Origin of the sequence: Rhodococcus sp. 3258 (genome assembly GCF_031456475.1) — a bacterium.
GTDB classification, from domain to species: Bacteria; Actinomycetota; Actinomycetes; order Mycobacteriales; family Mycobacteriaceae; genus Rhodococcoides; species Rhodococcoides fascians.
This window is the reverse complement of the sequence record NZ_JAVDUT010000003.1, coordinates 339,657-362,363: the sequence shown is the minus strand read 5'-3', so window position 1 is coordinate 362,363 and position 22,707 is coordinate 339,657. Positions and strand designations below refer to the sequence as shown.

19 protein-coding genes and 1 pseudogene are annotated in these 22,707 nt (G+C 64.7%); 12 read left to right on the top strand and 8 right to left on the bottom strand.

Features of this window, described 5'->3' with window-relative positions; genetic code table 11:
* Window positions 1–69 precede the first annotated feature (69 nt).
* The 4 genes and pseudogenes from J2X62_RS12580 to J2X62_RS12565 all read right to left on the bottom strand — a co-directional run bounded on the left by J2X62_RS12580 (window position 70) and on the right by J2X62_RS12565 (window position 4,627).
* Window positions 70–468 carry an ectoine synthase gene (locus J2X62_RS12580; protein ID WP_027497550.1) on the bottom strand — a complete coding sequence of 133 codons (399 nt, stop codon included), beginning with the start codon at window positions 466–468 and terminating at the stop codon, window positions 70–72.
* A 38-nt stretch (window positions 469–506) separates the two neighbouring features.
* Window positions 507–1,784: a diaminobutyrate--2-oxoglutarate transaminase gene (gene ectB / locus J2X62_RS12575; RefSeq protein ID WP_045841368.1), complete on the bottom strand. Its 1,278-nt coding sequence runs from the start codon at window positions 1,782–1,784 to the stop codon at window positions 507–509.
* Between the two features lie 48 nt (window positions 1,785–1,832).
* Window positions 1,833–2,333: pseudogene (gene ectA, locus J2X62_RS12570) on the bottom strand (diaminobutyrate acetyltransferase); the annotation flags it as partial.
* A 176-nt stretch (window positions 2,334–2,509) separates the two neighbouring features.
* Complete coding sequence (locus J2X62_RS12565) at window positions 2,510–4,627, bottom strand: ATP-dependent DNA helicase RecQ (RefSeq protein ID WP_048318602.1); 2,118 nt, start codon at window positions 4,625–4,627, stop codon at window positions 2,510–2,512.
* A 45-nt stretch (window positions 4,628–4,672) separates the two neighbouring features.
* On the opposite strand from J2X62_RS12565, the gene J2X62_RS12560 reads away from it, so the two are divergent.
* Both J2X62_RS12560 and crcB read left to right on the top strand, forming a co-directional pair.
* A complete protein-coding gene (locus J2X62_RS12560) occupies window positions 4,673–5,086 on the top strand; it encodes a CrcB family protein (protein WP_310180945.1) in 414 nt (137 codons plus the stop codon).
* A complete protein-coding gene (crcB, locus tag J2X62_RS12555; protein WP_167329683.1) occupies window positions 5,083–5,457 on the top strand; it encodes a fluoride efflux transporter CrcB in 375 nt (124 codons plus the stop codon). The genes J2X62_RS12560 and crcB overlap by 4 nt, the downstream gene beginning before the upstream one ends.
* Before the next feature lie 19 nt (window positions 5,458–5,476).
* Here crcB and J2X62_RS12550 read toward each other — a convergent pair whose 3' ends face one another.
* The 3 genes from J2X62_RS12550 to J2X62_RS12540 are packed head-to-tail and all read right to left on the bottom strand — an operon-like array spanning window position 5,477 to window position 7,245.
* Window positions 5,477–5,881, bottom strand: a complete 405-nt coding sequence (locus tag J2X62_RS12550) for a VOC family protein (RefSeq protein ID WP_027497546.1) — start codon at window positions 5,879–5,881, stop codon at window positions 5,477–5,479.
* A 9-nt stretch (window positions 5,882–5,890) separates the two neighbouring features.
* Window positions 5,891–6,361: a helix-turn-helix transcriptional regulator gene (locus J2X62_RS12545; RefSeq protein ID WP_310180941.1), complete on the bottom strand. Its 471-nt coding sequence runs from the start codon at window positions 6,359–6,361 to the stop codon at window positions 5,891–5,893.
* Window positions 6,358–7,245, bottom strand: a complete 888-nt coding sequence (locus J2X62_RS12540; RefSeq protein WP_072692169.1) for a ribokinase — start codon at window positions 7,243–7,245, stop codon at window positions 6,358–6,360. The genes J2X62_RS12545 and J2X62_RS12540 overlap by 4 nt, the downstream gene beginning before the upstream one ends.
* Window positions 7,246–7,350: 105 nt before the next feature.
* Between J2X62_RS12540 and J2X62_RS12535 the strand changes: the two genes are divergently transcribed.
* From J2X62_RS12535 to J2X62_RS12495, 9 genes are all read left to right on the top strand, one after another.
* The gene (locus J2X62_RS12535; protein WP_310180937.1) at window positions 7,351–8,616 is read left to right on the top strand and encodes an aminotransferase class III-fold pyridoxal phosphate-dependent enzyme; all 1,266 of its coding nucleotides are present in this window, start codon (window positions 7,351–7,353) and stop codon (window positions 8,614–8,616) included.
* Window positions 8,613–11,525 (top strand): FAD-binding and (Fe-S)-binding domain-containing protein, encoded by a 2,913-nt coding sequence (locus tag J2X62_RS12530; protein ID WP_371832726.1) that lies wholly within the window; start codon window positions 8,613–8,615, stop codon window positions 11,523–11,525. Before J2X62_RS12535 ends, J2X62_RS12530 begins: the two co-directional genes overlap by 4 nt.
* Complete coding sequence (locus J2X62_RS12525) at window positions 11,522–12,997, top strand: NAD-dependent succinate-semialdehyde dehydrogenase (protein WP_032368192.1); 1,476 nt, start codon at window positions 11,522–11,524, stop codon at window positions 12,995–12,997. The genes J2X62_RS12530 and J2X62_RS12525 overlap by 4 nt, the downstream gene beginning before the upstream one ends.
* Window positions 12,998–13,011: 14 nt before the next feature.
* Window positions 13,012–13,725 carry a GntR family transcriptional regulator gene (locus tag J2X62_RS12520; protein ID WP_027497540.1) on the top strand — a complete coding sequence of 238 codons (714 nt, stop codon included), beginning with the start codon at window positions 13,012–13,014 and terminating at the stop codon, window positions 13,723–13,725.
* A 221-nt stretch (window positions 13,726–13,946) separates the two neighbouring features.
* Window positions 13,947–15,125 (top strand): Xaa-Pro peptidase family protein, encoded by a 1,179-nt coding sequence (locus J2X62_RS12515; protein WP_310181264.1) that lies wholly within the window; start codon window positions 13,947–13,949, stop codon window positions 15,123–15,125.
* A gap of 3 nt (window positions 15,126–15,128) precedes the next feature.
* Window positions 15,129–16,475: an aminotransferase class I/II-fold pyridoxal phosphate-dependent enzyme gene (locus J2X62_RS12510; protein ID WP_310180932.1), complete on the top strand. Its 1,347-nt coding sequence runs from the start codon at window positions 15,129–15,131 to the stop codon at window positions 16,473–16,475.
* Window positions 16,472–17,668: a M20 family metallopeptidase gene (locus J2X62_RS12505; protein WP_032374435.1), complete on the top strand. Its 1,197-nt coding sequence runs from the start codon at window positions 16,472–16,474 to the stop codon at window positions 17,666–17,668. The genes J2X62_RS12510 and J2X62_RS12505 overlap by 4 nt, the downstream gene beginning before the upstream one ends.
* Before the next feature lie 111 nt (window positions 17,669–17,779).
* On the top strand, window positions 17,780–19,210 hold the full coding sequence (locus tag J2X62_RS12500; RefSeq protein WP_052056308.1) for an MFS transporter: 1,431 nt from the start codon (window positions 17,780–17,782) through the stop codon (window positions 19,208–19,210).
* Complete coding sequence (locus J2X62_RS12495; protein WP_310180930.1) at window positions 19,210–20,166, top strand: D-2-hydroxyacid dehydrogenase; 957 nt, start codon at window positions 19,210–19,212, stop codon at window positions 20,164–20,166. The genes J2X62_RS12500 and J2X62_RS12495 overlap by 1 nt, the downstream gene beginning before the upstream one ends.
* Before the next feature lie 20 nt (window positions 20,167–20,186).
* Here the strand turns inward: J2X62_RS12495 and J2X62_RS12490 are convergent, their stop codons facing one another.
* Window positions 20,187–21,305 (bottom strand): NADH:flavin oxidoreductase/NADH oxidase, encoded by a 1,119-nt coding sequence (locus J2X62_RS12490; protein ID WP_032370383.1) that lies wholly within the window; start codon window positions 21,303–21,305, stop codon window positions 20,187–20,189.
* Between the two features lie 114 nt (window positions 21,306–21,419).
* Between J2X62_RS12490 and J2X62_RS12485 the strand changes: the two genes are divergently transcribed.
* Window positions 21,420–22,700 carry a glutamate-5-semialdehyde dehydrogenase gene (locus J2X62_RS12485; protein WP_027497533.1) on the top strand — a complete coding sequence of 427 codons (1,281 nt, stop codon included), beginning with the start codon at window positions 21,420–21,422 and terminating at the stop codon, window positions 22,698–22,700.
* The last annotated feature ends 7 nt before the right edge of the window (window positions 22,701–22,707 follow it).

Genomic DNA, 22,707 nt, shown 5'->3' with positions numbered 1-22,707 from the left:
CCGACAACGACGACACCGGGCCCGCACCGACGATGCGTCGGTGCGGGCCCGGTGTTGTGACGAAATGCGTTACGCAGGTACCTCGACGAGGGGGTACACGCCGTTTTCGTCGTGCGTCTCGTTGCCGACGACCGGCGGGTTGAACACACACAGCATGCGCATTGTCGTGCGCGGCTCCACGGTGTGACGCTCGTGCCCGTTGAGCAGGTACATCGACCCCGGTCCGAGCTCGTACGTCTGTCCGGTCTCGCGATCGGTCAGCGTTCCTTCACCCTCGATGAGCCACACCGCTTCGACGTGGTTCGCGTAGTGGAAGTTGTTCACCGTTCCGGGCTGGATGGTGGTCTCGTGGAACGAGAAGCCGACCTTGTCACCGCCCAGAATGATTCTCTTGCTGCGCCAGTTGCCGTCCTCGCTCGAGATGTCGCGGTCGGTTCCGGTGATTTCTTCGGTGGTGCGAACGATCATGCGATGTCTCCTTCGATGTTGGTGTGTGCTGGACGCTGCTAGGACAGAACTTTCGCCACTGCACTTTCGATGATGTCCAGGCCGCGGTCGAGCTCGTCGATCGTCGTGGTCAACGGGGGAAGAAGCTTGACGACCTCGTCCTTGGGGCCCGCGGTCTCGACGAGCAGACGCTCGTCGTAGCACAGCTGAGACACCTTGCCGGCCAACTCCGCGTCGTCGAACACCAGAGCCTGGACCATGCCGCGACCGCGAGTCGAGATGCCGTCGAACTTGGCGCACAACTTCATGAACCGATCCTGGATGTGCTCGCCCTTGGCGAGGGTTTCCTTCTCGAACTTGTCGTCGGACCAGTAGTGGTCGATGGCTGCCTTTGCCGTGACGAACGACGGGTTGAAGCCGCGGAAGGTGCCGTTGTGCTCACCCGGTGCCCAGACGTCCAGCTCGGGCTTGAACAGTGTCAGCGCCAGCGGCATGCCGTAGCCGCCGATGGACTTCGACAGGGTGACGATGTCCGGGGTGATGCCGGCTTCCTCGAACGAGAAGAACTGGCCGGTGCGGCCGCAGCCCATCTGCACGTCGTCGACGATCAGCAGAATTTCGCGTCGCGAGCACAGTTCGGCCAACGCGCGCAACCACTCCGGTCGTGCGACGTTGATCCCGCCCTCGCCCTGAATGGTCTCTACGATCACCGCGGCCGGTCGGTTGAATCCACTGCCCGAGTCGTCGAGAACGCGCTCGAACCACTGGAAGTCCTCGGTGACGCCGCCGAAGTAGTTGTCGTACGGCATCGGAGTTGTGTGCACCAATGGAATTCCGGCGCCAGCTCGCTTCATCGAGTTGCCGGTGACCGACAACGCGCCGAGTGTCATGCCGTGGAATGCGTTGGTGAAGTTGATGATTGCCTCGCGCCCGGTGACCTTGCGAGCGAGCTTGAGCGCTGCCTCGACGGTGTTGGTGCCCGTCGGACCGGGGAACTGAACCTTGTAGTCCAAGCCGCGGGGGTCGAGGATGTTCTTCTTGAACGACTCGAGGAACTCACGCTTGGCGACGGTGGACATGTCGAGTCCGTGCGTGATGCCATCGCTGGTGATGTAGTCCACCAACGCGCTCTTGATCATGTCGTTGTTGTGGCCGTAATTGAGTGCGCCTGCGCCACCGAAGAAATCGAGGTAGTCGTTGCCGTTCTCGTCGGTGATGACCGAGTTCTTCGCTGTGGTGAACACGGCGGGCCACTGGCGACTGTAGCTACGCACGCCGGACTCGACGGTCTCGAATACGTCGGGCTTCTCTGTTGTCACTGTGTTCTTTTCGGTCATGTTCTGCTTGTTCCTTTCGTAATTCCGCGATGCGTCCGGGCCTACGGTGTAGAGCTCTTCTGCTTCGTGGCTATCAGGGAAATCGTTGGGCGCGAACAAATCCGACTTGACGATGTCGGTACCTCGCTTGCGTGCGAGGCTGGTGAAGGTTGCGATGGACGCTTCGTTGTCCGGGCTGATCGTGGTTTCGAGGTGCGTGATGCCCTGTGGCTCGAGGCGGTCGAGCAGCTCCATGAGCATGCGACCGGCAAGTCCCTTGCCGCGCTGGTCCGCATCCACGGCGACCTGCCACACGAACAGCGTTCGAGGGGCGTCCTGGCGGATGTATCCGGTGACGAAACCGACTGCGCGGCCGTCGATATCGGATACGACGGTGGTGGCCGCAAAATCTCGGCACCACAACACGTACGAGTAACTGGAGTTCAGGTCCAGAACTCGTGAATCTCTTGCGATCTCCCAGAGCCGGACTCCGTCGGAGATCTGTGGCTTACGAAACTTCACTGCGTCCGGCGCAGTGAGCGGGGTACCTCTCAGCAATGCAGGCTTCATAGGAAATACGACCGTAACAAGGAGGCGGGAGCATATCGAGTGCGTCGGAGAATCGACGCCCGAATCGGACATGCTTTGCCTGGTTAACCGCCGATTGTGATGGTGCTCACATATTTCGGGATCGGCTGGCGGTACCCAGCTGGCGCGTTTTCAAACCCGCACGTTGTGCCGGAGCCCTACTTGGGCGTTGCCAATGCGAAGGGGAGGATCGCATCCGCTCCCGCAGCCTGCAGTGCAGCGGTCGCACACGTGAACGTCCAACCGGTGTCGGTGAGCAGATCGACGAGCAGAATCGGCCCGTCTACGGACGATACGTCCGGAACGTCCCACGAGTCCACCAGGCCGGCAACTCGGAAGGCCGAATTCGCGGCCGATACTGGAGGATGTCCCGGTCTGACCTGCATCACTCCCAGGTTCTCCAGCTTCCCGACGGTTGCCAGGCGCTCCGCTACCGAGCGCACCAGCAGCGGGTGGGTGGGGGAGTCGAGGGCCAGCACGGCGGTCGGACGGTCGGCCCAGTCCCAGTTGGCCAGCACTGAGATGCAGGCCTTCTCCAGCGCGTCGGTGACGGGAGCGTCGGGTGCATCCAGCAGGGCTCGCAAGCGTCCACCCCACCCGAGGTCGGTGAGGCGGCCGAGAACGCGACCCGGTCGGTGCGGGGTGCCGATCTTGCCCGAGAGCGATACACCGAGCTTTTTCATCCCACTGGGCCACTGCTTTCTGGGCTGGAGATCGAGTCCGGGGCGATCGAGCCGGGCCCTCGCAGAGTCGACCGACGTGGCATCGACCGCGGACGAGAGATGCTCGCCCGTGCAGTTGTCGCATCGGCCGCAACGGTCGGACTCGGTGCCGGGTGCGCCGAGATCGGGGTCGTCGAGCTGCCGACGAAGAAATTCCATCCGGCACCCATCGGTGCTCTGGTAGTCGAGCATCGCCTGCTGCTCACGGTCCCTGGCTTGCTCGAGGCGTTCGTAGCGGCTCGCGTCATACGTCCACGACTCACCGGTGGCCATCCAACCGCCACGGACGCGTCTGACGGCCCCGTCGACGTCCAGGACCTTGAGCACCATCTCGAGCCTGCTGCGATTGAGCTCGACCAGTGGCTCGAGAGCTTGGGTCGACTGAGCCTTGTCGGTATCGAGTGCCTCGATGACCTGTCGCACGAGATGTTCCCGCGGGAATGCGACGGAGGCGAAATAGCTCCAGATCTGCCGGTCCTCGTGGCCGGGGAGTAGTACGACGTCGGCGCGTTCGGTGGCGCGGCCGGCGCGACCGACCTGCTGGTAGTAGGAGATCGGCGAGGACGGTGCCCCCATGTGCACGACGAAGCCGAGGTCGGGTTTGTCGAACCCCATGCCGAGTGCGGAGGTCGCGACGAGCGCCTTGACCCGGTTTGCGAGTAGGTCGGCTTCGAGTGATTCGCGTTCGGTGGGGTCGGTCTGACCGGTGTACGACGCCACGACGTGGCCCTGGTCGGTGAGCAGCGCGGCGAGATCCTTGGCGGCCGAGACCGTCAGCGTGTAGATGATTCCGGAGCCCGGCAGGGTCTTCAGGTGATCGCCGAGCCACGCTGCGCGCTCGGTGGCGTTCTCGATCCGCACCACCGACATCCGTAGTGAGTCTCGTGCGAGTCCGCCGCGTAGGACCAGGGTGTCTCCGCCGCCGACCCCGAGTTGGGCGGCGACGTCGTCGACCACCCGGTCGTTCGCGGTCGCGGTGGTGGCCAGCACGGGTATGCCGTCGCGCAGTTCGGCGATGAGGGTTCGGATCCGCCGGTAGTCGGGCCGGAAATCATGTCCCCAATCGGAGACACAGTGGGCCTCGTCGACCACGACCAGGCCGGCGTCACCGGCCAACGACGGCAGCACCTGGTCGCGGAAGTCGGGATTGTTCAGGCGCTCCGGGCTGACCAACAGCACGTCGAGCTCACCCGAGTTCACCTGTTGATGGATCTCGTCCCACTCGGTCATGTTGCCCGAGTTGATGGTCGCCGCCCGCACCCCGGCGCGCTGCGCAGAGGCGACCTGGTTTCGCATCAACGCCAGCAGCGGCGACACGATGACCGTCGGTCCCAGACCCTGGGCGCGCAGTAGTTTCGCGGCGATGAAGTAGACAGCCGACTTACCCCAACCGGTCCGCTGGACCACCAACGCCCGCCGACGGTGCACGACCAGCGCCTCTATTGCCGTCCACTGGTCCTCGCGCAACACCGCATCGGGGCCGGCAAGCTCACGCAGCAGCCTTTCGGCGTCTTCGCGCAAGTTGCCTACGGTCGCGTGCGTCGCTGTCGTCATACTGTTCATCGTGCAGCATCGGTACGACAGAGAGCAGAGCCGGCGGTGAGCGACCCGGCATCGCATCGCAACCTCGCGGCCTTGGCAACGGTATTCGTCGGCGGCGCGGCAGGCACTGCTGCTCGCTATGCGATCGAGGAACGTCTCCCGCACACGACGTCGCAGTGGCCTCTCGCCACCTTCGGAATCAACGTCGTCGGTGCGTTCGTGCTGGGGTTGCTGCTCGAGTCGCTGCTGCGCAGTGGTCCCGATACGGGTGGACGGCGTCGGCTCCGGTTGCTCGGCGGTTCGGGGTTCTGTGGCGCGTTCACCACGTACAGCACCTTCGCCCTCGAAACGGTCGAGGGTGTCCGGGGCGGATTCACCGGACTGGCGTCGGCATATGCCGTCGTCAGTGTGGTGTTGGGAGTTGTGGCGGCCGGAGCCGGAATCATGTTCGCCAACAGAGTTATCCGATGATCGCGGCCCTGGTGATCCTGGCCGGCGCGCTCGGGTCGGTCGCGCGATTCGTCGTCGATGCGGAGGTGAAGTCACGGCTGAGCTCGCGCACGAGCTTCCCGTGGGCAACCGTCGGTATCAACATCTCGGGCTCGTTCCTGCTCGGGTTGCTGGCCGGCTGGGTGATGCTGCGCGCCGGCTCCACCGATGCGCAGGCAGTTCTCGGAACCGGGTTCTGTGGGGGCTACACCACCTTCAGTACCTCGACCGTGGACACCGTGCGGTTACTGCAGCAGGGCCGTCGGGTCGACGCCGCCGTCAACGCGATCGGCACACTGGTGGCGTCCGTACTCGCGTGCGGTGGCGGTCTGGCGCTCGCCTCGGCTCTGTAGTCGAGGCGGGCACCACACTTCAAGCTTGGCTGACGCGCACCATGTTTCCGGCCGGGTCACGGAACGCGGCATCGCGGGCACCCCAGGGCTGACTCGTCGGCTCCTGCAGTATCTCGCCCGTACCCGCCGCGCGGATCCGCTCGAACGCGGCGTCGAGGTCGTCGGCGCGGAACAGTAGTCCCGGCAACTCGCCCTTGGCCAGCAGCGCGGCGAGCTGATCGCCCAGTTCCCGAGAACGGCCCGCGTGCGGCTGCGACAACACGACCTCGATCTCGGGTTGTTCGCTGGTGGACAGCGTGATCCAGCGGTAGCCGTCGTTGGCCACCTCGCTCTTGACCTCGAGTCCGAGAGCGTCCCGGTAGAACGCTACCGAGGCATCGGGGTCGTCGGTGTAGACGTGAACGTGGCTCAGTGAAAGTGTCATGGATGAAGGCTAGGACGCCCCGGCCGCAGATGCTTCTTCGATTCTGCTCGGCTCGGTCACCGCCGCCGTCGGGGATGTGGGCCCTCGCATCGGGCGTCCGAGAACCATCGCGGTGCAGCTGGGTACGGCGTGGCTGCCACGATGATCGCGGGCGCGGTAGGCGCTCGGTGTCTCGCCCACGATCTCGGTGAATCTCGAGCTGAACGACCCGAGACTGGTACAGCCGACGGCGAAGCACGCCTCGGTGACCGTGACGTCTCCGCGTCGCAGCAGCGCTTTGGCGCGCTCGATCCGTCGTGTCATCAGATGCGCGTACGGCGTCTCGCCGTAGGCCTCCCGAAACCGGCGACTGAAATGTGCAGTGGACATCAGCGCGGTTCTGGCGAGTGACGAGACGTCGAGCGGTTTCGCGAAATCGCGATCCATTCGATCGCGTGCGCGGCGCAGCAGGCGGAGCTCGGTCGGGTCGTACGCACTCATCGCGCGTCCGCACCGCGGAGGGATTCGATCTGGGCCCTCGTTCCCGAGGACGCGCTCGCGCCGGCTCCCGTCGCAGCGAAAGCACCTGCGGCGACGGCCCATTGGATGGCAGCGCGGGGTCCGCTCGACCAGGATGCCGCGAGTGCTCCGGCGAATGCGTCACCCGCTCCGGTGGTGTCGACCGCCTCGACCTTCGGCGCGGGTACCTCGAACGATTCCGAGCCGCGATATCTCGCGCCTCGTGCGCCCAGCGTGGTGACCACATGTTCTATGTTCTTCACTCGACTCCCGATGCGCGCTTCCTCGGCCTCGTTGACCACCAGGACGTCGGTGGCCGCAACGAGAGCGTCGGGCAGATCCTGGACGGGGGACGGGTTGAGCATCGTCACGACGGCGCGGGAGTGTGCGTACTCGAACGCGGCGAGTACGGTCTCGAGGGGAATCTCCAACTGACACAGCAGGATATCGGCCTCGTCGATGATTGCCAGGTCGTCGTCGGTGAGCTCGTGTACACCGCCGTTGGCTCCGGCCACGACCACGATGCTGTTCTCGGCTCGGTCGTCGACGGTGATGGCGGCGATACCGGACGCTCCTGCTGCGGTTCGCAGAGCATGGTCGTCGACGCCTGCGCTGGTGAGGGTGTGCCGCAGTGTCGGCCCGAATTCGTCGTCCCCGACCGCCCCGACGAAGCTCACGCGAGCTCCCGACTTCGACGCCGCGATCGCCTGGTTGGCACCTTTGCCGCCGGGTGCGGTGTCGAACGAGGTCCCCAACACGGTTTCGCCCGGTTCGGGCAGGGCGGGGGTCCGAGTGATCAGGTCCATGTTGATGCTGCCCAGTACGACGATGCGCGGGCTGCTCGAGCGGGGGTTCGATGCGGACACGACCGAACCCTATCGCTCTCGGCTCGACAGAACGGGTCGATCCCGCCCGGAATTCACAATTGCAGATTGTTGACAATCCGGAATCGGTGGGTGACGATGGCGTCCATGACAGCGTCGACTCGCACCCACCTCAGCCCCGCACTCAAGCAGGCGACCCCGATCGTCGTCGACCACGGAAAGGGCAGCTGGATCATCGGGACCGACGGGCGCAAGTACCTCGACTTCACCACCGGCATCGGCGTCACCAGCACCGGTCACTGCCATCCCCGCGTGGTCGAGGCAGCTCGCGAACAGGTGGGCAAGATCATCCACGCCCAGTACACGACCGTCATGCATCAGCCTCTGCTCGCGCTGACCGACAAGCTCGGAGAAGTGTTGCCTGCCGGGTTGGACAGTGTGTTCTACGCGAACTCGGGATCCGAGGCAGTCGAGGCGTCGATCCGATTGGCGCGCATGGCAACCGGTCGACCGAACATCGTTGCATTCCACGGCGGCTTCCACGGGCGAACGGTTGCGGCTGCATCGCTCACCACGGCGGGAACCAAGTTCCGATCGGGATTCTCGCCGATCATGGGTGGGGTGCACATCGCACCGTTTCCGTATGCATTTCGGTACGGATGGGACATCGACACCGCAGTCGCCTTCGCGCTGAAGGAACTCGACTACCTGTTGATGACGATGTCCAGCCCCGCCGACACGGCTGCGTTCATCATCGAGCCGGTGCTGGGCGACGGCGGGTACCTGCCCGCGCCCCCTGCATTCCTCGAGGGCTTGCGCGAACGCGCCGACACCCACGGCATCGTCCTGATCGTCGACGAGGTGCAGGCCGGAGTCGGACGCACCGGAACGTTCTGGGGCCATCAGCACTCGTCGATCACTCCCGACATCCTCATTACCGCAAAAGGACTCGCCAGCGGGTTCCCGATCTCGGCGATCGCCGCATCGGCAGAGCTGATGGGCAAGGCATGGCCGGGGTCGCAAGGCGGAACCTACGGCGGCAACGCCGTCGCTGCTGCGGCGGGGGTCGCTACCCTCGACGTCGTGCGCGAGGAAGGGCTGGTCGACAACGCGGCAGCGCAGGGCCGAGTTCTCCTCGACGGCCTTCTCGCGCTGAAGGAACAGCACCCGGCCATCGGTGATGCTCGGGGACTCGGATTGATGCAGGCGCTCGAATTCGTCGACAGCTCGGGCAATCCCGACGCCGCCGCTGCTCTGCGGGTGCAACAGGGTGCCATCGACGAAGGGCTGCTGTTGCTCACCTGCGGTGCGCTCGGCAACGTGGTTCGTATCATTCCAGCACTGATCGTGAGCGACGACGAGATGACGTTCGGACTCGACGCGTTGTCGCGGACATTGAAGAACGTGCTGTGACAGCAGCCCCTGTTCGTTCCGAGGTGCCCGCACTCGTACAGCGAGTGCGAAGACTGGGCATCGATGTCGACGATTCGTCCCGACGATTGGCCGAATACTCCTACGACGCGTCGAACTACCGAGTCCCGCCGGCCGCTGTCGTCTTTCCGCGCAGCGCCGACGAAGTGGCTACGGTCGTGTCGCTGTGTGCCGCCGCCGACGTTGTCGTCATCGGGCGTGGCGGCGGTACCTCCATGGCGGGCAACGCAATCGGCCGTGGGATCGTCCTCGACTTCTCGCGCCACATGAACCGAGTGCTCTCGGTCGACACCGAGTCCAGGACTGCCGTCGTCGAGCCCGGAATCGTCATCTCGGAGTTGCAACGTCAGCTGGTGACGCGGACCGACGGTGCCTTCACCTTTGCGCCCGATCCGTCCAGCAAGACCCGCGCGACGGTGGGCGGAGCCGTCGGCAACGACGCGTGCGGTAACCACTCCGTGCGGTACGGACGCACCGCCGACCACACGGTGGCCATGGACGTGGTGACCGCCGACGGATACCTGCTGCGAGTCACCCGCAGTGGTGTGCAGGCGCTGAGAACCCAGGACTCGGCGGCTGCCGCTGCAGCCGAACGTATCTCGAACGAGCTGCGCTCGCTGGTGTCCGACAACCTGGCCCTCCTGCGGGTCGAGTTGGGTCGCATCCCGCGTCAGGTATCGGGATTCCACCTCTCGCATCTGTTGCCGGAGAACGGTTTCGACGTTGCCCGAGCACTCGTCGGAAGCGAAGGTGCCTGCGCGGTGATCGTGTCGGTGACCGTCGCCGTCGTGCCCGTACCCCCAGCCGCACTGCTGCTGTGTCTCGGATACGACGACGTGGTGGCCGCCGCGGCGGACGTGACGACCATTCTCGAGTTCTCACCCGCGGCCGTCGAAGGAATCGACGACAACATCGCCGGCACGATGGAGTATCGCCGCGGACCGGACTCGGTACGGGGGCTCCCTGCAGGAAATGCCTGGTTGTACGTCGACCTCGACGGGGCCGATGCGACAGAAGTGCAGGACAAGGCATCTCGGTTGCTCGAGGCGCTCGGTCGGCTCGGGCGCGTCAAAGAGGGTCGTATCGTGACCGATGCGGCCGATCGCGCAGCGTTGTGGCGGGTGCGCGAGGACGGTGCCGGTTTGGCGACGCGCCTGGCGAGTGGAGTCGAGTCCTGGGGCGGTTGGGAAGACGCCGCCGTGGCACCGGAAAATCTGTCGGCGTATCTCGCGGACCTGAATTCGCTACTGGCCGAACACGACTTGACCGGAGTGATGTACGGCCACTTCGGTGCCGGCTGCATGCACGTAAGGATCACCTTCGACCAACGCACCGACGCCGGACGACGAGTGATGTACGACTTCCTGCGCGCTGCCGCACGCGTCGTCGTCAAGCACGGCGGCAGTCTTTCGGGCGAGCACGGTGACGGCCGCGCGCGCTCGGAGTTGTTGCCGGTCATGTATTCCCCTCGCATGCTCGACGCCTTCTCCCGGTTCAAGCGCATCTGGGACCCCGCGGGAATCCTGAACCCCGGATCCATCACCGACCCCGAACCCCTGATGGACAACCTGATGCTTCAAGGCATCCCGGCCCGGGAGTGGAAGACCAGCTTCGATCTCCACCAAATAGGGTCGCGACCCGATCTGGACCCGTTCGTCCATGCGACCCAATCCTGTGTGGGCGTGGGTAAATGTAGAACGGCAACCGGTGGCGTCATGTGCCCGAGCTACCGTGCGACGGGTGACGAGAAGGATTCGACGCGGGGCCGGGCGCGGGTGCTGCAGGAGATGGTGCGCAGTTCTCCGACGGTGGCCGACGGATGGGCATCGAAGGACGTTGCGGAGTCGCTCGATCTCTGCCTGTCGTGCAAGGCCTGCTCCTCGGACTGTCCCGTCGGCGTCGACATGGCCACGTACAAATCGGAGTTCCTCGACCATCACTACGCGAGGCGGCTGCGGCCGCTGTCGCACTACTCGCTCGGGTGGTTGCCTCGATCGCTCGCGGTGACGAAGCGAACGGCACCGCTGCTCAATCGTCTGCTGACACCCCGGGTGTCGGCAGTGGCGGCACGTCTGGGTGGGCTGACCACCGAACGCGCATTGCCTCGGTTCGCGTCGTCGAAGGAACTGGCCGATGCCGTCCGAGTCGGCGGTGGCCGCGACGCCGATGTGGTGCTCGTCGTCGACACGTTCACACAAGGTTTTCGCCCCGAGGTCGCGGGTGCGGCACAACGCGTTCTCGAAGACTCCGGACGCACCACCGAATGCCGAACGGATGTGTGTTGCGGTTTGACGTGGATTTCGACGGGTCAGCTGAAGTCCGCTCGCAAGCAGCTGACGAAAGCCGTTGCGGCGCTGGACGACGGTACCGACAGGCCGATCGTCGTGACCGAACCGAGCTGTGCGGCCGCGTTCCGTAAGGACATGCCCGAACTGGTCCCCACGGACGCGGCGAGGAGGGTCGCGGCACGCGTCCAGAGCTTCGCGGGAGCGGTGATCGATCAGGCAAGCGCGGGCTGGCAGCCCTCGGGCGACATGCCGGCTGCGGTCACGGTGCAGACTCACTGCCACGAGTACGCCGTCTTCGGCGATGCAACGCAGCGCCGAGCCCTCGCCGCCGTGGGCATCGAGTCGGTACGTGAGGCCACCGGATGTTGCGGTGTAGCAGGTAATTTCGGTTTCGAGAGTCGGCATTACGAGCTCAGCATGGATGTCGCCGAGCAGGCTCTCGCGCCCGCGTTGCGGGCCACCGAACCCGACACTCCTGTTCTGACCGACGGATTCAGCTGTCACATGCAGGTGCGCCAACTGACCGGTGACTCGGGCGACGATGCATCCGTACACCTGGCACAGATACTCGATCCACGTTCGACGAAAGGACCGCGGCCATGACCGCCAGCTCGACCACCAGCCTCACGCGTCCGCGCATCACCTCTCCCACAGACTGTTTCATCGGTGGTGAGTGGGTGCCGTCGGTATCGGACGCCCGATTCGATGTCGTGGACCCGGCCACGGGCGAGGTCATCGCCACGGTTGCGGACGGCGGTATCGCGGACGCAGAGAAAGCGCTCGCTGCAGCCGTCGACTCCGCGGCGGAGTGGGCGGCCACCGCACCGCGAGTGCGAAGCGACATACTGCGGACGGCATACGAGATGATCATGGCCCGCTCGGAGGAGCTCGCTGCGATCATCACCGCCGAGATGGGTAAACCGCTCGCCGACGCGCGCGGCGAGGTGGCGTACGGAGCCGAGTTCTTTCGCTGGTTCTCCGAGGAAGCGGTACGCATTTCGGGTGATCACACCCTGACCGGAGACGGGAAGAACCGCATCGTGGTCACCCGCGCGCCGGTCGGGCCCTGCATTCTCGTCACGCCGTGGAACTTCCCGCTGGCCATGGGAACTCGCAAGATCGGGCCTGCCCTTGCGGCAGGCTGCACCGTCGTGTTCAAGCCCGCCGAGCAGACGCCGCTGACGGCACTTGCGCTGGTGCAGATTCTCCACGAGGCGGGGGTGCCTGCGGGCGTCGTCAACATCGTGCCGACCACCGATGCGTCGGGTGTCGTGGGGTCGTGGATGAGCAGCGGCGCTGCCCGCAAGATCAGCTTCACAGGATCCACGGCAGTGGGCAAGATTCTGCTCGAACAAGCGGCGGCGACGGTGATGCGGACGTCGATGGAGCTGGGCGGGAATGCACCCTTCGTGGTCATGGACGATGCAGATCTCGACCGCGCCGTCGACGGAGCCATGGTTGCCAAGATGCGCAACATGGGCGAAGCATGTACCGCAGCGAACCGGTTCTTCGTTCACCGCAGTGTGGCACAACGCTTTTCGGATGCTTTGGCCGACCGAATGGGCGCGCTGAGGGTGGGCGCGGGCGCTTCTCACGGGACCGAGGTGGGGCCGCTGATCGACGACGCAGGCCGGGGCAAGGTCCAGGCGCTGGTCGACGATGCTCTCGCGCGCGGTGCCCGCGCCGTCGTCGGTGGTGCGGCCCCGGACGGGCCGGGCTACTTCTACCCTCCGACCGTCCTGACCGATGTCGATACCGAATCGGATCTGATGTCCCAGGAAATATTCGGACCGGTGGCCGCCATCGTTCCCTTCGACACCGAGGACGAGGTCGTCGCGCTGGCCAACGACACCGAATGGGGACTGGTCGGATACGTGTTCACCCAGGACATCGATCGGGCTCTGCGAATGGGGGAGCGCCTAGAGGTGGGCATGGTGGGGCTCAACACCGGGCTGGTGTCGAATCCGGCAGCCCCGTTCGGTGGTGTCAAACAATCGGGACTCGGCCGCGAGGGCGGGAAAGTCGGAATAGACGAGTTTCTGGAGTACAAATACTTCGCGATTCCCCGCAGCTGAGGAAGGTTCTGATCATGCCCGGTTCGAGACGCCTGACACCGATCGACGCACGCAACACGTCGATGGTGATCGCGGATCAGATTCGCGATCGCATCATCGACGGGTCCTACGCGCCCGGAGAACAGATCAACGAGGCGAATGTCGCGGCGGAGCTGGAGATTTCACGTGGCCCCGTGCGAGAGGCGTTGCAGCGTCTGAATCAGGAGGGACTGCTCGTCAGCTACCGCAACCGCGGTGTGTTCGTCGTCGAGCTCAGCAGCGGCGACGTCGCCGAGATCTACCAGTCGCGTGCAGCGATCGAGGTCGGTGCGGCATGGACTCTGGTACATGGAGATCGTGCCCAGCTGATCAAGACCGCAGACGAACTCTCGGCCATCGTGATGCAGATGCAGCCTTTCATCGATCGGGCGGATTGGCGTGGCCTCGCCGAACGCGACCTTGCCTTTCACACTGCCCTGGTAGCGGCCACGAGAAACAGTCGGATGTCTCGTATGTACGCCACGCTGGCGGCCGAGGCACGCATTTGCATGGCAAATCTCGAAACTGCTTACTACCGTCCCGAAGCCCTGGTCGAGGAACATCAGCTGATCGTCGATCTGCTGCTGGGATCGGATTGGGATGCGCTCGAGAAGGGCGTCCACGAACACATGGACACCGCCGTGCACGATCTGACGCGAGCCATGGTCGACGAGCAGGCCGAGCAATCCGTACTCGCCACACCCGGGTAGAGCCTTCGGGCGCAACACAGCTTTAACACGGCAGCCCTTGCTCCCCACCGGCACCTGCGGATAGCCTGATTGTCAACAATCTACTAAAAGACCTCCCGAAGGGGGTGCCCGTGAACGCCTCATCCGACGATGCCTACGTCACCGCAATCGGACCCGCGCAGACTCCAGGACGGGCTGCTCCCGGCCTGGCTCGCTACCCGGACGTACCGAACAGCACGCCCATCACGTTCACCGACGAGGAATACGCCGACCGGCTCGCAGCCGTCCGTCAGCGCATGGCGTCGCAGAACCTGACTGCGCTGATCGTCACCGACCCCGCGAATCTCTACTATCTGCTGGGCTACAACGCACTCTCGTTCTATACCCCGCAGATGCTGTACGTGCCGCTGGACGGCGAGCTGTACTTCTTCGCTCGCGAGATGGATGCCAACGGTGCGTTCCGTACGTCGTGGTTGCCGCAGGACCACACCTTCGGATACCCGGAGACGTTCGTTCAGCGCAGAGACACCCACCCGTTCGTCTGGGTAGCCGCCAAGCTACGAGAGTTGGGGTTGGTCAACAACTTCGAGCACGGTCAAGTGGGACTGGAGATGGACTCGTACTACTTCAGCCCCAAAGCCTTCGAAGCGCTGGTCAAATCGCTACCCGAGTACCGATTCACCGACTCGTACGAGTTGGTCAATTGGATCCGCGTGGTCAAGTCGCCGGCCGAGATCGCGTTGATGCGCGGTGCGGCGACGGTGTGCGAGGCCGCGATGTCTGTTGCGCACCAAGCAATTTCGGTAGGGGAACGGCAGTGCGATGCCGCTGCCGCCATCATGAACGCACAGGTACGCGGCACTGCCGACTTCGGCGGCGATCACCCTGCCATCGTGCCGATGCTGCCGACCGGGGCAGGAGCGGACACTCCGCACCTGACGTGGTCGGATCAACGGTTCGTACGCGGCGAGACCACCGTCGTCGAACTGGCCGGCGTGTTCCGGCGGTACCACGTTCCGATGGCTCGGACGATCGTGCTCGGCAAGCCGAGTCCGCGTCTGAAATACCTCGCGGAATCCACCGGTGAAGCGCTGAACGAGGTACTGGCAACGGTCCGCCCCGGGGCCACCGCAACCGAGCTGGCTCAGGTATGGAACGCCAGCCTGGCCAAGCACGGCCTCCACAAGCCGTCGCGCATCGGCTACTCGATCGGCGTCGCGTACGCCCCCGACTGGGGCGAGCGCACGGTGAGCCTCCGCACCGACGACGAGACCGTCCTGGCCGAGAACATGACCTTTCACATCATCGGCGGCATGTGGATGGACGACTACGGATACGAGGTGTCCGAAGCAGTCCGAGTCACCGACATCGGCGTCGAAACCTTCACCGCATACCCCCGAGAACTACTGACGAAGGAGTGAGACATGACCACCTCCACCGCAGGCTCCACTCCTGCCACCCCGAGTCGTTCCGCAGGCTCCACTCCTGCCACCCCGAGTCGTTCCGCAGGCTCCACTCCTGCCACCCCGAGTCGTTCCGCAGGCTCCACTCCTGCCATTCCCTGGGCCCTGCGCACCGACCAACTGGTGGGATCGGTGATCGACTCGTCGACATCGCTTCTCGCTGCCCAGAAACACGACATCGTCAGGTTCGCGATGGGATCTCCTGCAGCCGAGACGGTTCCGGCTGCCGCGTTCACCGAGATCGCCGGCAGTGTCCTCACAGCGGACGCCTTCGATTACGGTGCCACCGAGGGTGATCCGGGTCTGCTCGACGCGTTGTTGGCGTATCTCGAGTCCGTCGGCGAACCCACGTCCGAGGATCGGGTCGTCATCACCTCGGGCGGCATGCAGGGTCTCGACATCGCCTGCAAGCTGTTCGTCGATCCCGGTGATCTGGTCATCGTCGAAAGTCCCACGTACACCAACGGAACTGCCACCGTGTTGAGCTACGGCGGCGACATTCTCGAGGCACCGATGGACAGTGACGGTCTGATCGTCGAGGCGTTACCCGAACTCGTCGAGCGAGCCGGGCGTCTACCGAAGATGATCTACGTGATTCCCAACTTTCAGAATCCGTCCGGGGTCACGCTCTCGCTCGAGCGTCGACTGTTGTTGATCGAGTTGGCACACCGATGGGGTTCGGTGATTCTCGACGACGATCCTTATGGCCTGCTGCGTTTCTCGGGGGACCCGATTCCGAGTTTCGGGGCGCTGAGTCCGAACGATCCGCTGATCTTCTCGGTGCGGACCTTCTCGAAGATGATCGCTCCCGGTCTGCGCGTGGGGTGGGTGGACGCGGCCCCCGAAGCGCGTCGGTTGATCGTCAACGCCAAGCAGGCGATGGACACCTGTACGAATCTTCCGGCCCAGAGGATGGTGGCCGAGTACATCCGGCGCGGGCTGCTCGAGGAGCACCTGCGGTCGCTGGCTGCGGTGTACCTACCGCGAAAGATGGCGATGCAGAACAGCATTGCGACACACTTCGGTGACGCGATGTCCACCACGGATCCCGACGGGGGCTTCTTCCTGTGGGCGACATTGCGTGGAAACGACCACGATTTCTCGACGCAGGATCTGTTCGAAACCGCACTGGCCGAGGGTGTTGCCTACATTCCAGGACCGGCGTTGTCGGTGGGCGGCAAGTTTCACGATTCGCTACGGCTGTGCTTCGCCTCGTCGACACCCGAGCGCATCGAGGAAGGCATCAGGCGGTTGGCCGTCGCGGTGGAAAAATCGAAGCATCTGCTCGCCTCCGACCCCACGCGATGACCGTTCCGAGTGCCCAGCAGTCTCTGCTCGACGCCGTCGATGAGAACGAGATCGTTTCTCTCACAGCCGCGTTGATCGAGGCGGGCGGTGAAAATCCGGGCGACACCGAAGAAAAGTGCGCGAAAATACTCGCGGAGCGATGTCGCGCACTGGGATTCGACGTTCGCACGATCGAGGTCGCTCCCGGCAGACCGAACGTGATCGCCTCGATCGGACCCGATGACACCCCCGGGGTCCTGTTCGTCGGCCACTCCGACGTCGTTCCGGCGGGCACGGGCTGGACGACGGATCCGTTCACCGCGGTCGTGCGAGAGGGGCGCATGGTCGGACGGGGAGCATGCGACATGAAGGGGGGAGTGGCCGCAGTGGTGGCCGCTATGGATGCGGTGAACCATGCCGGTCTTGCAGATCGCTTCCCGATGACGTTGGCGTGTCTGGTGGACGAGGAAGACACGGGCTTGGGTATTCGAGCATTCGTCGCCGACCCGGGGCCCCGTCGTTTCCAGTGTTGCGTGGTGGCCGAGCCGACGGACCTGGTGACCATCGTCGGTTGCCGAGGAGCCGCGAATATCGAGATCGACGTGCGCGGGCGTTCGGCTCATGCAGGTCGGCCGCGTAACGGTGCCAATGCGATATCCGCTGCCGCCCGCATCGTCGCCGTCATCGAGGACTGGCAGATCGAATTGGACGAGGATCCACACGCCGAACTCGGTCCCGCTACCTGGAACGTGGGCACCGTGACGGGAGGCACCGGTACGTCGATGGTTGCCGACCGGTGCGTACTCACGGTCGACCGTCGGCTGCTACCCGGCGAGAGCGCTGCGGAGGTGGTGGACGACCTGCGTTCGCGCATCGACGCGGCAGGTATCACCGGTTCGGGAATCGAGGTACATCTCGAGGTGTCGATGGAAATGCCGGGCTTTCTGACCGCTGCGGACGATGGATTGGTCACCACTGCAATGCAATCGGTTCGCGACATCGGATCTGCCGGTTTCACTGACATCTGGACTGCTTCGTGCGATGGTGGTTTCGTGGCACAGCAGATGGGTATCCGCACCGTCGTGCTCGGTCCCGGGGAGATCGAAAACCAGGCGCACCGGCCGGACGAGTCCGTCGCCGTGCAGCAATTGACCGACAGCGCAAAGGCGTACGCGTTGATCGCCACCAGAATCGCTGCGCCACCTGGTCTTTAGTTTTCCAAGAGGGGGTTGTTCGAGACGTGCGCCCGGCGTCGACGTAAAGTCGGACGCTGCGAAGTACCAAACCGACGCTCCACGTTGTCATAAAGCGAGAGGTATTGGACCGTGACCGAAACTTCAGGGTCGGCAGCTTCGCCGACCGGATATCCGCCGAGTACCGACACACTCAGCGCGAACGAAACGAAAATTCTGCATCGCGCGATCGGCGGGTCCGCACTGGGCAACGCCGTGGAGTGGTTCGACTACGCGGTGTACGGCTACCTCGCCGTCTACATCGCCGCCAACTTCTTTCCGTCGGACGACGGGGGAGCGAGCCTGCTCTCCACGTTCGCCGTGCTGGCCGCGTCGTTCATCATTCGCCCCATCGGCGGCATCGTGCTCGGCCCGCTCGGCGACCGCATCGGTCGTCAGAAGGTCCTCGTCCTGACCGTCTCGATGATGACGTTGGCCACGGCGGCGATCGGTGTGCTGCCGACGTTCGACACCATCGGTATCGCAGCACCGTTGCTGTTGCTCGTCTGCCGACTGGTGCAGGGCTTCTCCACCGGCGGTGAGTACGGCGGCGCAGCAGTGTTCATGGCCGAGTACGCGCCCGACAAGCGCCGCGGATTCTTCGGGTCGTTCCTCGAATTCGGCACCCTCGCAGGCACGGTGGGCGGGGCCACCCTGTGCACTCTGCTCAACGTCGGGCTCGGAGACGAGACCATGGAGGCCTGGGGCTGGCGAATCCCGTTCCTGGTGACGCTCCCGCTGGGCATCGTCGCGTTGTGGCTGCGGACCCGGCTCGAGGACTCTCCGGTGTTCGCCGAGGCCAAGGAAGAGGGCGGCACGGTCGAAGAAGGTGCAGGTGGAGCAGTCACCTCCCTCAAGGCCACCCTGACGTACTGGCAGCGGATCCTGATTCTGATGGGATTCGTGCTGCTGCTCAACATCGCGTACTACACGGTGCTCACGTTCTTGCCCTCGTACCTCAGCGACACGTTGGGGCACAGCACGACTCAGTCGAACTTCACTCTCGTGGCCATCATGATCATCATGATGTTGATCATCAACCCCATCGGCGCTCTGTCCGACCGGGTGGGCCGAAAGCCGTTGCTGCTGGTCGCCTGTGTGGGGTACTTCGTCTTCAGCGTCCCGCTGTTTCTGTTGATCATCAACACCGGCCTGATCGGCCAGAGCATCGGCCTGCTCGGTCTCGGCGTGTTGCTGGTCATCATGTGCTCTTGCGTGTCGTCGACGCTGCCCGCACTGTTTCCCACCCAGGTGCGCTACGGAGCGTTCGCCATCGGATACAACGTTTCGACGGCGCTCTTCGGCGGTACGGCACCGCTGATTCTGACGTTCCTGATCGACCGAACGGGTTCCAATCTGATCCCGGGCTGGTACATGATGATCGCAGCTGCCATCGCGTTCGTTCCGATCCTGCTGATGCCCGAAACCGCCGGCCGGTCGTTGCGCGGCACCCAGTGCCCCGGTGACAACGACGACGAGGTCGCTGCGTCCGGCGTCGAGCTCGTCGGATACAAGTCGAAGTAGTGCGTCCGGTTCTGGCCGTTCTGCATGCCGGCGACCTTCCTGACGGACTCGATTCCGTCGCGAAGGTCGCCGACATCAGATATGCCACCGCCGACACGCTCGCCGAGGCCGTCGACGGTGCCGAAGCCCTGCTGCTGTGGGATTTCTTCTCGCCCGCAGTCGAATCCGCATGGCCGCAGTGCGGTTCGCTGAAGTGGATCCATATCGCCGCTGCCGGAGTGGACTCGTTGATGTTCGACGAACTGGTGGAATCCGATGTGGTCGTGACCAATTCGCGTGGAGTGTTCGACCGACCGATCGCGGAGTTCGTGCTGGCTCAGATCCTCGCGTTCGCCAAGGACTCCGAACGTTCGCGCACACTGCAGCATTCGAAGACCTGGCAGCATCGCGAGACCGAACGCATCGACGGTGCACACGTGATGATCGTGGGCACCGGAGCAATCGGTCGTGCCATCGCGACTCTGCTGAGTGCTGTGGGAATGTCGGTCTCCGGCGTGGGTCGAACAGCGCGAGGCGGCGACGGAGACTTCGGCACCGTGTACGCCAGTGATGATCTGGTGGACGAAGTAGGGCGGGCCGACTACCTGGTTCTGGTTGCCCCGCTGACCGAACAGACGAGGGGCCTGGTCGACGATTCCGTGTTGGCCGCGATGAAGCCCGGATCGAGGGTGATCAACGTCGGTCGCGGCGAGCTACTCGACACCGATCCACTGCTCACGCATCTCGCTTCCGGACACCTCGCCGGGGCTGCGCTCGACGTCTTCGAGACCGAGCCGCTCCCGGCCGACCACCCGCTGTGGGCGGCCGAGAACGTGGTCGTCACTCCGCACATGAGCGGCGACGCGTCGGGGTGGAAGAGTCGTCTCGCCGACGTCTTCGTCGACAACGCGCAGCGATACTTCCGCGGCGAACAGCTGCGCAACGTCGTCGACAAGAAGCTCGGTTTCGTGGTGTGACCGGTCTTGTGATGTGACTGTCAGTAGGCCCGCTCGTACTGCGGTGCAACTGCCGGTGTCATCTCCACTCCGAGTTCGCGGGCCGCGCGCCGTGGCCAGTACGGATCGCGCAGCAGCTCACGGGCGAGGAGCACTGCAGTCGCCTCGCCGAGCGAAACGATGTCCTCGGCCTGTTTCGGTTCGGTGATCATCCCCACCGCTGCGGCCGGCATCGTGGTCTCGTTCTGGATACGCCGTGCGAACGGCACCTGGTAGCCGGGTTCGACCGGAATCTCGGCGCGTACGTTCCCGCCGGTCGACGTATCGACGAGATCCACGCCGTGCTCGGTGAGTATCTGCGCCAGCGCGACAGTCTGATCAGAGGTCCAACTCGGAGCTTCCAAGTCGGCTGCAGCATCGGACTTCTCGGGTTCGTCGAGCCAGTCCGTTGCCGACAGACGGACGAACACCGGAAGCTCGGCCGGCCACACCTCACGGACCGCGTCGACAACCTCGATCAGCAGGCGAGTCCGCCCCGCGAAGTCGCCGCCGTAGGCGTCGGTGCGGGTGTTGCTGGCAGGCGAGAGGAATTGGTGCAGGAGGTATCCGTGTGCGCCGTGTATCTCGGCCACCTGGAACCCGGCCTTCAGTGCGCGCCGCGCAGCGTTACGAAAATCGTCGACGATCTTCGCGATGTCGTCGGCTGTCGCCTCCCGTGGTGTCGCGTAACGACCGAACGGTACGGCGCTCGGGCCCACGGTCTCCCAGCTCCGGGGATCCTCGGCGGGCAGTGATGTGCCACCGAGCCAGGGAGCCGCCGTCGAGCCCTTCCGGCCCGCATGCGCCAGCTGGATGCCCGGGACGGTACCGAAGGACGAGATCTCGGTGACGATCTCGGCCAGTGCGTCGGCCTGTGTGTCGTTCCAGATGCCCAGGTCCGACGGGCTGATTCGGCCCTCGGGGCTGACCGCTGTGGCCTCGGTGATGATCAGGCCGGCTCCGCCGATCGCGCGGCTCACCAGGTGGGTGCGATGCCAGTCGCCCGCGACGCCGACGTTCTCGCCCGTCTCGTCGGCCGAGTACTGGCACATCGGTGCCATCCATACCCGGTTGGGAAAGGTGAGCTCGCGCAATGTCAGGGGCTCGAACAGGGCACTCACAGGTGGTTCCTCCGGTCTGTCGGTCTCGACGTCGGTGACGTCGGCGATGTCCACGCTGTGCTGCAACGACGTGGAGATGCAGCTTCATTCCCCGGCCCTATTAGTGTGTAGTGCATGACTGCTTCCGTCTCGGCCGCTTCGGTGCCGTCCTCTGCCGACGAGCGCGAGAACGTGCACTCGGCTGCTCGCCGAGCCCGCGTCGCTTCACGTGCACTGGCGTTGCTGACCACTGCGGAAAAGGATTCGCTGCTGCATGCCGCGGCCGACGCCGTGCTGGCCGCAGCGGAGCCGGTACTCGCAGCCAACGCCGCCGACATCGAGATCGCCCGCGCTGCGGGAACGGACGAGGGTCTGCTCGATCGGCTGCGGCTGACGGCACCGCGCATCGACGGTATTGCCGCCGGGCTGCGGCAGGTGGCGGGCCTACCCGATCCGATCGGCGAGGTCATCCGCGGATCGACGCTCCCCAACGGGCTCGAGATCAGGCAGATGCGGGTACCGCTGGGCGTCGTGGGCATGGTCTACGAGGCGCGCCCCAACGTGACCGTCGACGCGTTCGGTCTGGCGTTCAAATCCGGGAACGCAGTGCTGCTGCGGGGATCCTCGTCCGCGGCGCAGTCGAACGCAGCCCTGGTCGAGGCGCTGCAGGGTGCGCTCACGAGCCACGGGCTGCCGGAATCGGCAGTACAACTGCTCGGTAGTGCTGATCGGTCGACGGTCACCCACCTCATTCAGGCCCGCGGGCTGGTGGATGTCGTGATCCCGCGTGGGGGAGCGGGTCTGATCGCCGCGGTCGTGCGTGATGCCACGGTTCCCACCATCGAGACCGGGGTGGGTAACTGCCACGTCTATCTGCATTCCTCCGCCGACGCGGAGACGGCCGAGAAGATCGTGCTCAACGCCAAGACCCGCCGGGTGAGCGTGTGCAACGCCGCCGAAACGGTGCTGGTCGATGCCGCGATCGCCGAGACCATGGTGCCGAGGTTGTTGCAGGCGTTCCAGATGCACAGTGTCACGGTGCACGGTGATCTGCCGGGGTTGGTTCCTGCAGGCGACGACGATTGGTCGCAGGAATACCTCTCGCTCGACATCGCGCTGAAGGTGGTCGACGGCATCGACGAGGCAATCGACCACATCGACCGATACGGCACCGGCCATACCGAGGCGATCGTCGCGTCGGACATCGGTGCTGCGCGCGAATTCACCCGACGAGTCGACGCGGCTGCCGTGATGGTCAACGCCTCCACTGCGTTCACCGACGGCGAGCAGTTCGGCTTCGGTGCCGAGATCGGCATCTCCACCCAGAAGCTGCACGCCCGCGGCCCCATGGGCCTGCCCGAGCTGACCTCGACCAAGTGGACGGTGTGGGGCGACGGGCACGTCAGACCCGTCTGACCGGCCT

Bases quoted from the DNA above. Each gene is read 5' to 3' on its own strand.
- J2X62_RS12545 (WP_310180941.1), bottom strand. From the start codon at position 6,361: ATGAGTGCGTACGACCCGACCGAGCTCCGCCTGCTGCGCCGCGCACGC.
- J2X62_RS12535 (WP_310180937.1), top strand. From the start codon at position 7,351: ATGACAGCGTCGACTCGCACCCACCTCAGCCCCGCACTCAAGCAGGCG.
- J2X62_RS12550 (WP_027497546.1), bottom strand. From the start codon at position 5,881: ATGACACTTTCACTGAGCCACGTTCACGTCTACACCGACGACCCCGAT.
- J2X62_RS12505 (WP_032374435.1), top strand. From the start codon at position 16,472: ATGACCGTTCCGAGTGCCCAGCAGTCTCTGCTCGACGCCGTCGATGAG.
- J2X62_RS12565 (WP_048318602.1), bottom strand. From the start codon at position 4,627: ATGACGACAGCGACGCACGCGACCGTAGGCAACTTGCGCGAAGACGCC.
- J2X62_RS12580 (WP_027497550.1), bottom strand. From the start codon at position 468: ATGATCGTTCGCACCACCGAAGAAATCACCGGAACCGACCGCGACATC.
- J2X62_RS12525 (WP_032368192.1), top strand. From the start codon at position 11,522: ATGACCGCCAGCTCGACCACCAGCCTCACGCGTCCGCGCATCACCTCT.
- J2X62_RS12520 (WP_027497540.1), top strand. From the start codon at position 13,012: ATGCCCGGTTCGAGACGCCTGACACCGATCGACGCACGCAACACGTCG.
- crcB (WP_167329683.1), top strand. From the start codon at position 5,083: ATGATCGCGGCCCTGGTGATCCTGGCCGGCGCGCTCGGGTCGGTCGCG.
- ectB (WP_045841368.1), bottom strand. From the start codon at position 1,784: ATGACCGAAAAGAACACAGTGACAACAGAGAAGCCCGACGTATTCGAG.
- J2X62_RS12510 (WP_310180932.1), top strand. From the start codon at position 15,129: ATGACCACCTCCACCGCAGGCTCCACTCCTGCCACCCCGAGTCGTTCC.
- J2X62_RS12485 (WP_027497533.1), top strand. From the start codon at position 21,420: ATGACTGCTTCCGTCTCGGCCGCTTCGGTGCCGTCCTCTGCCGACGAG.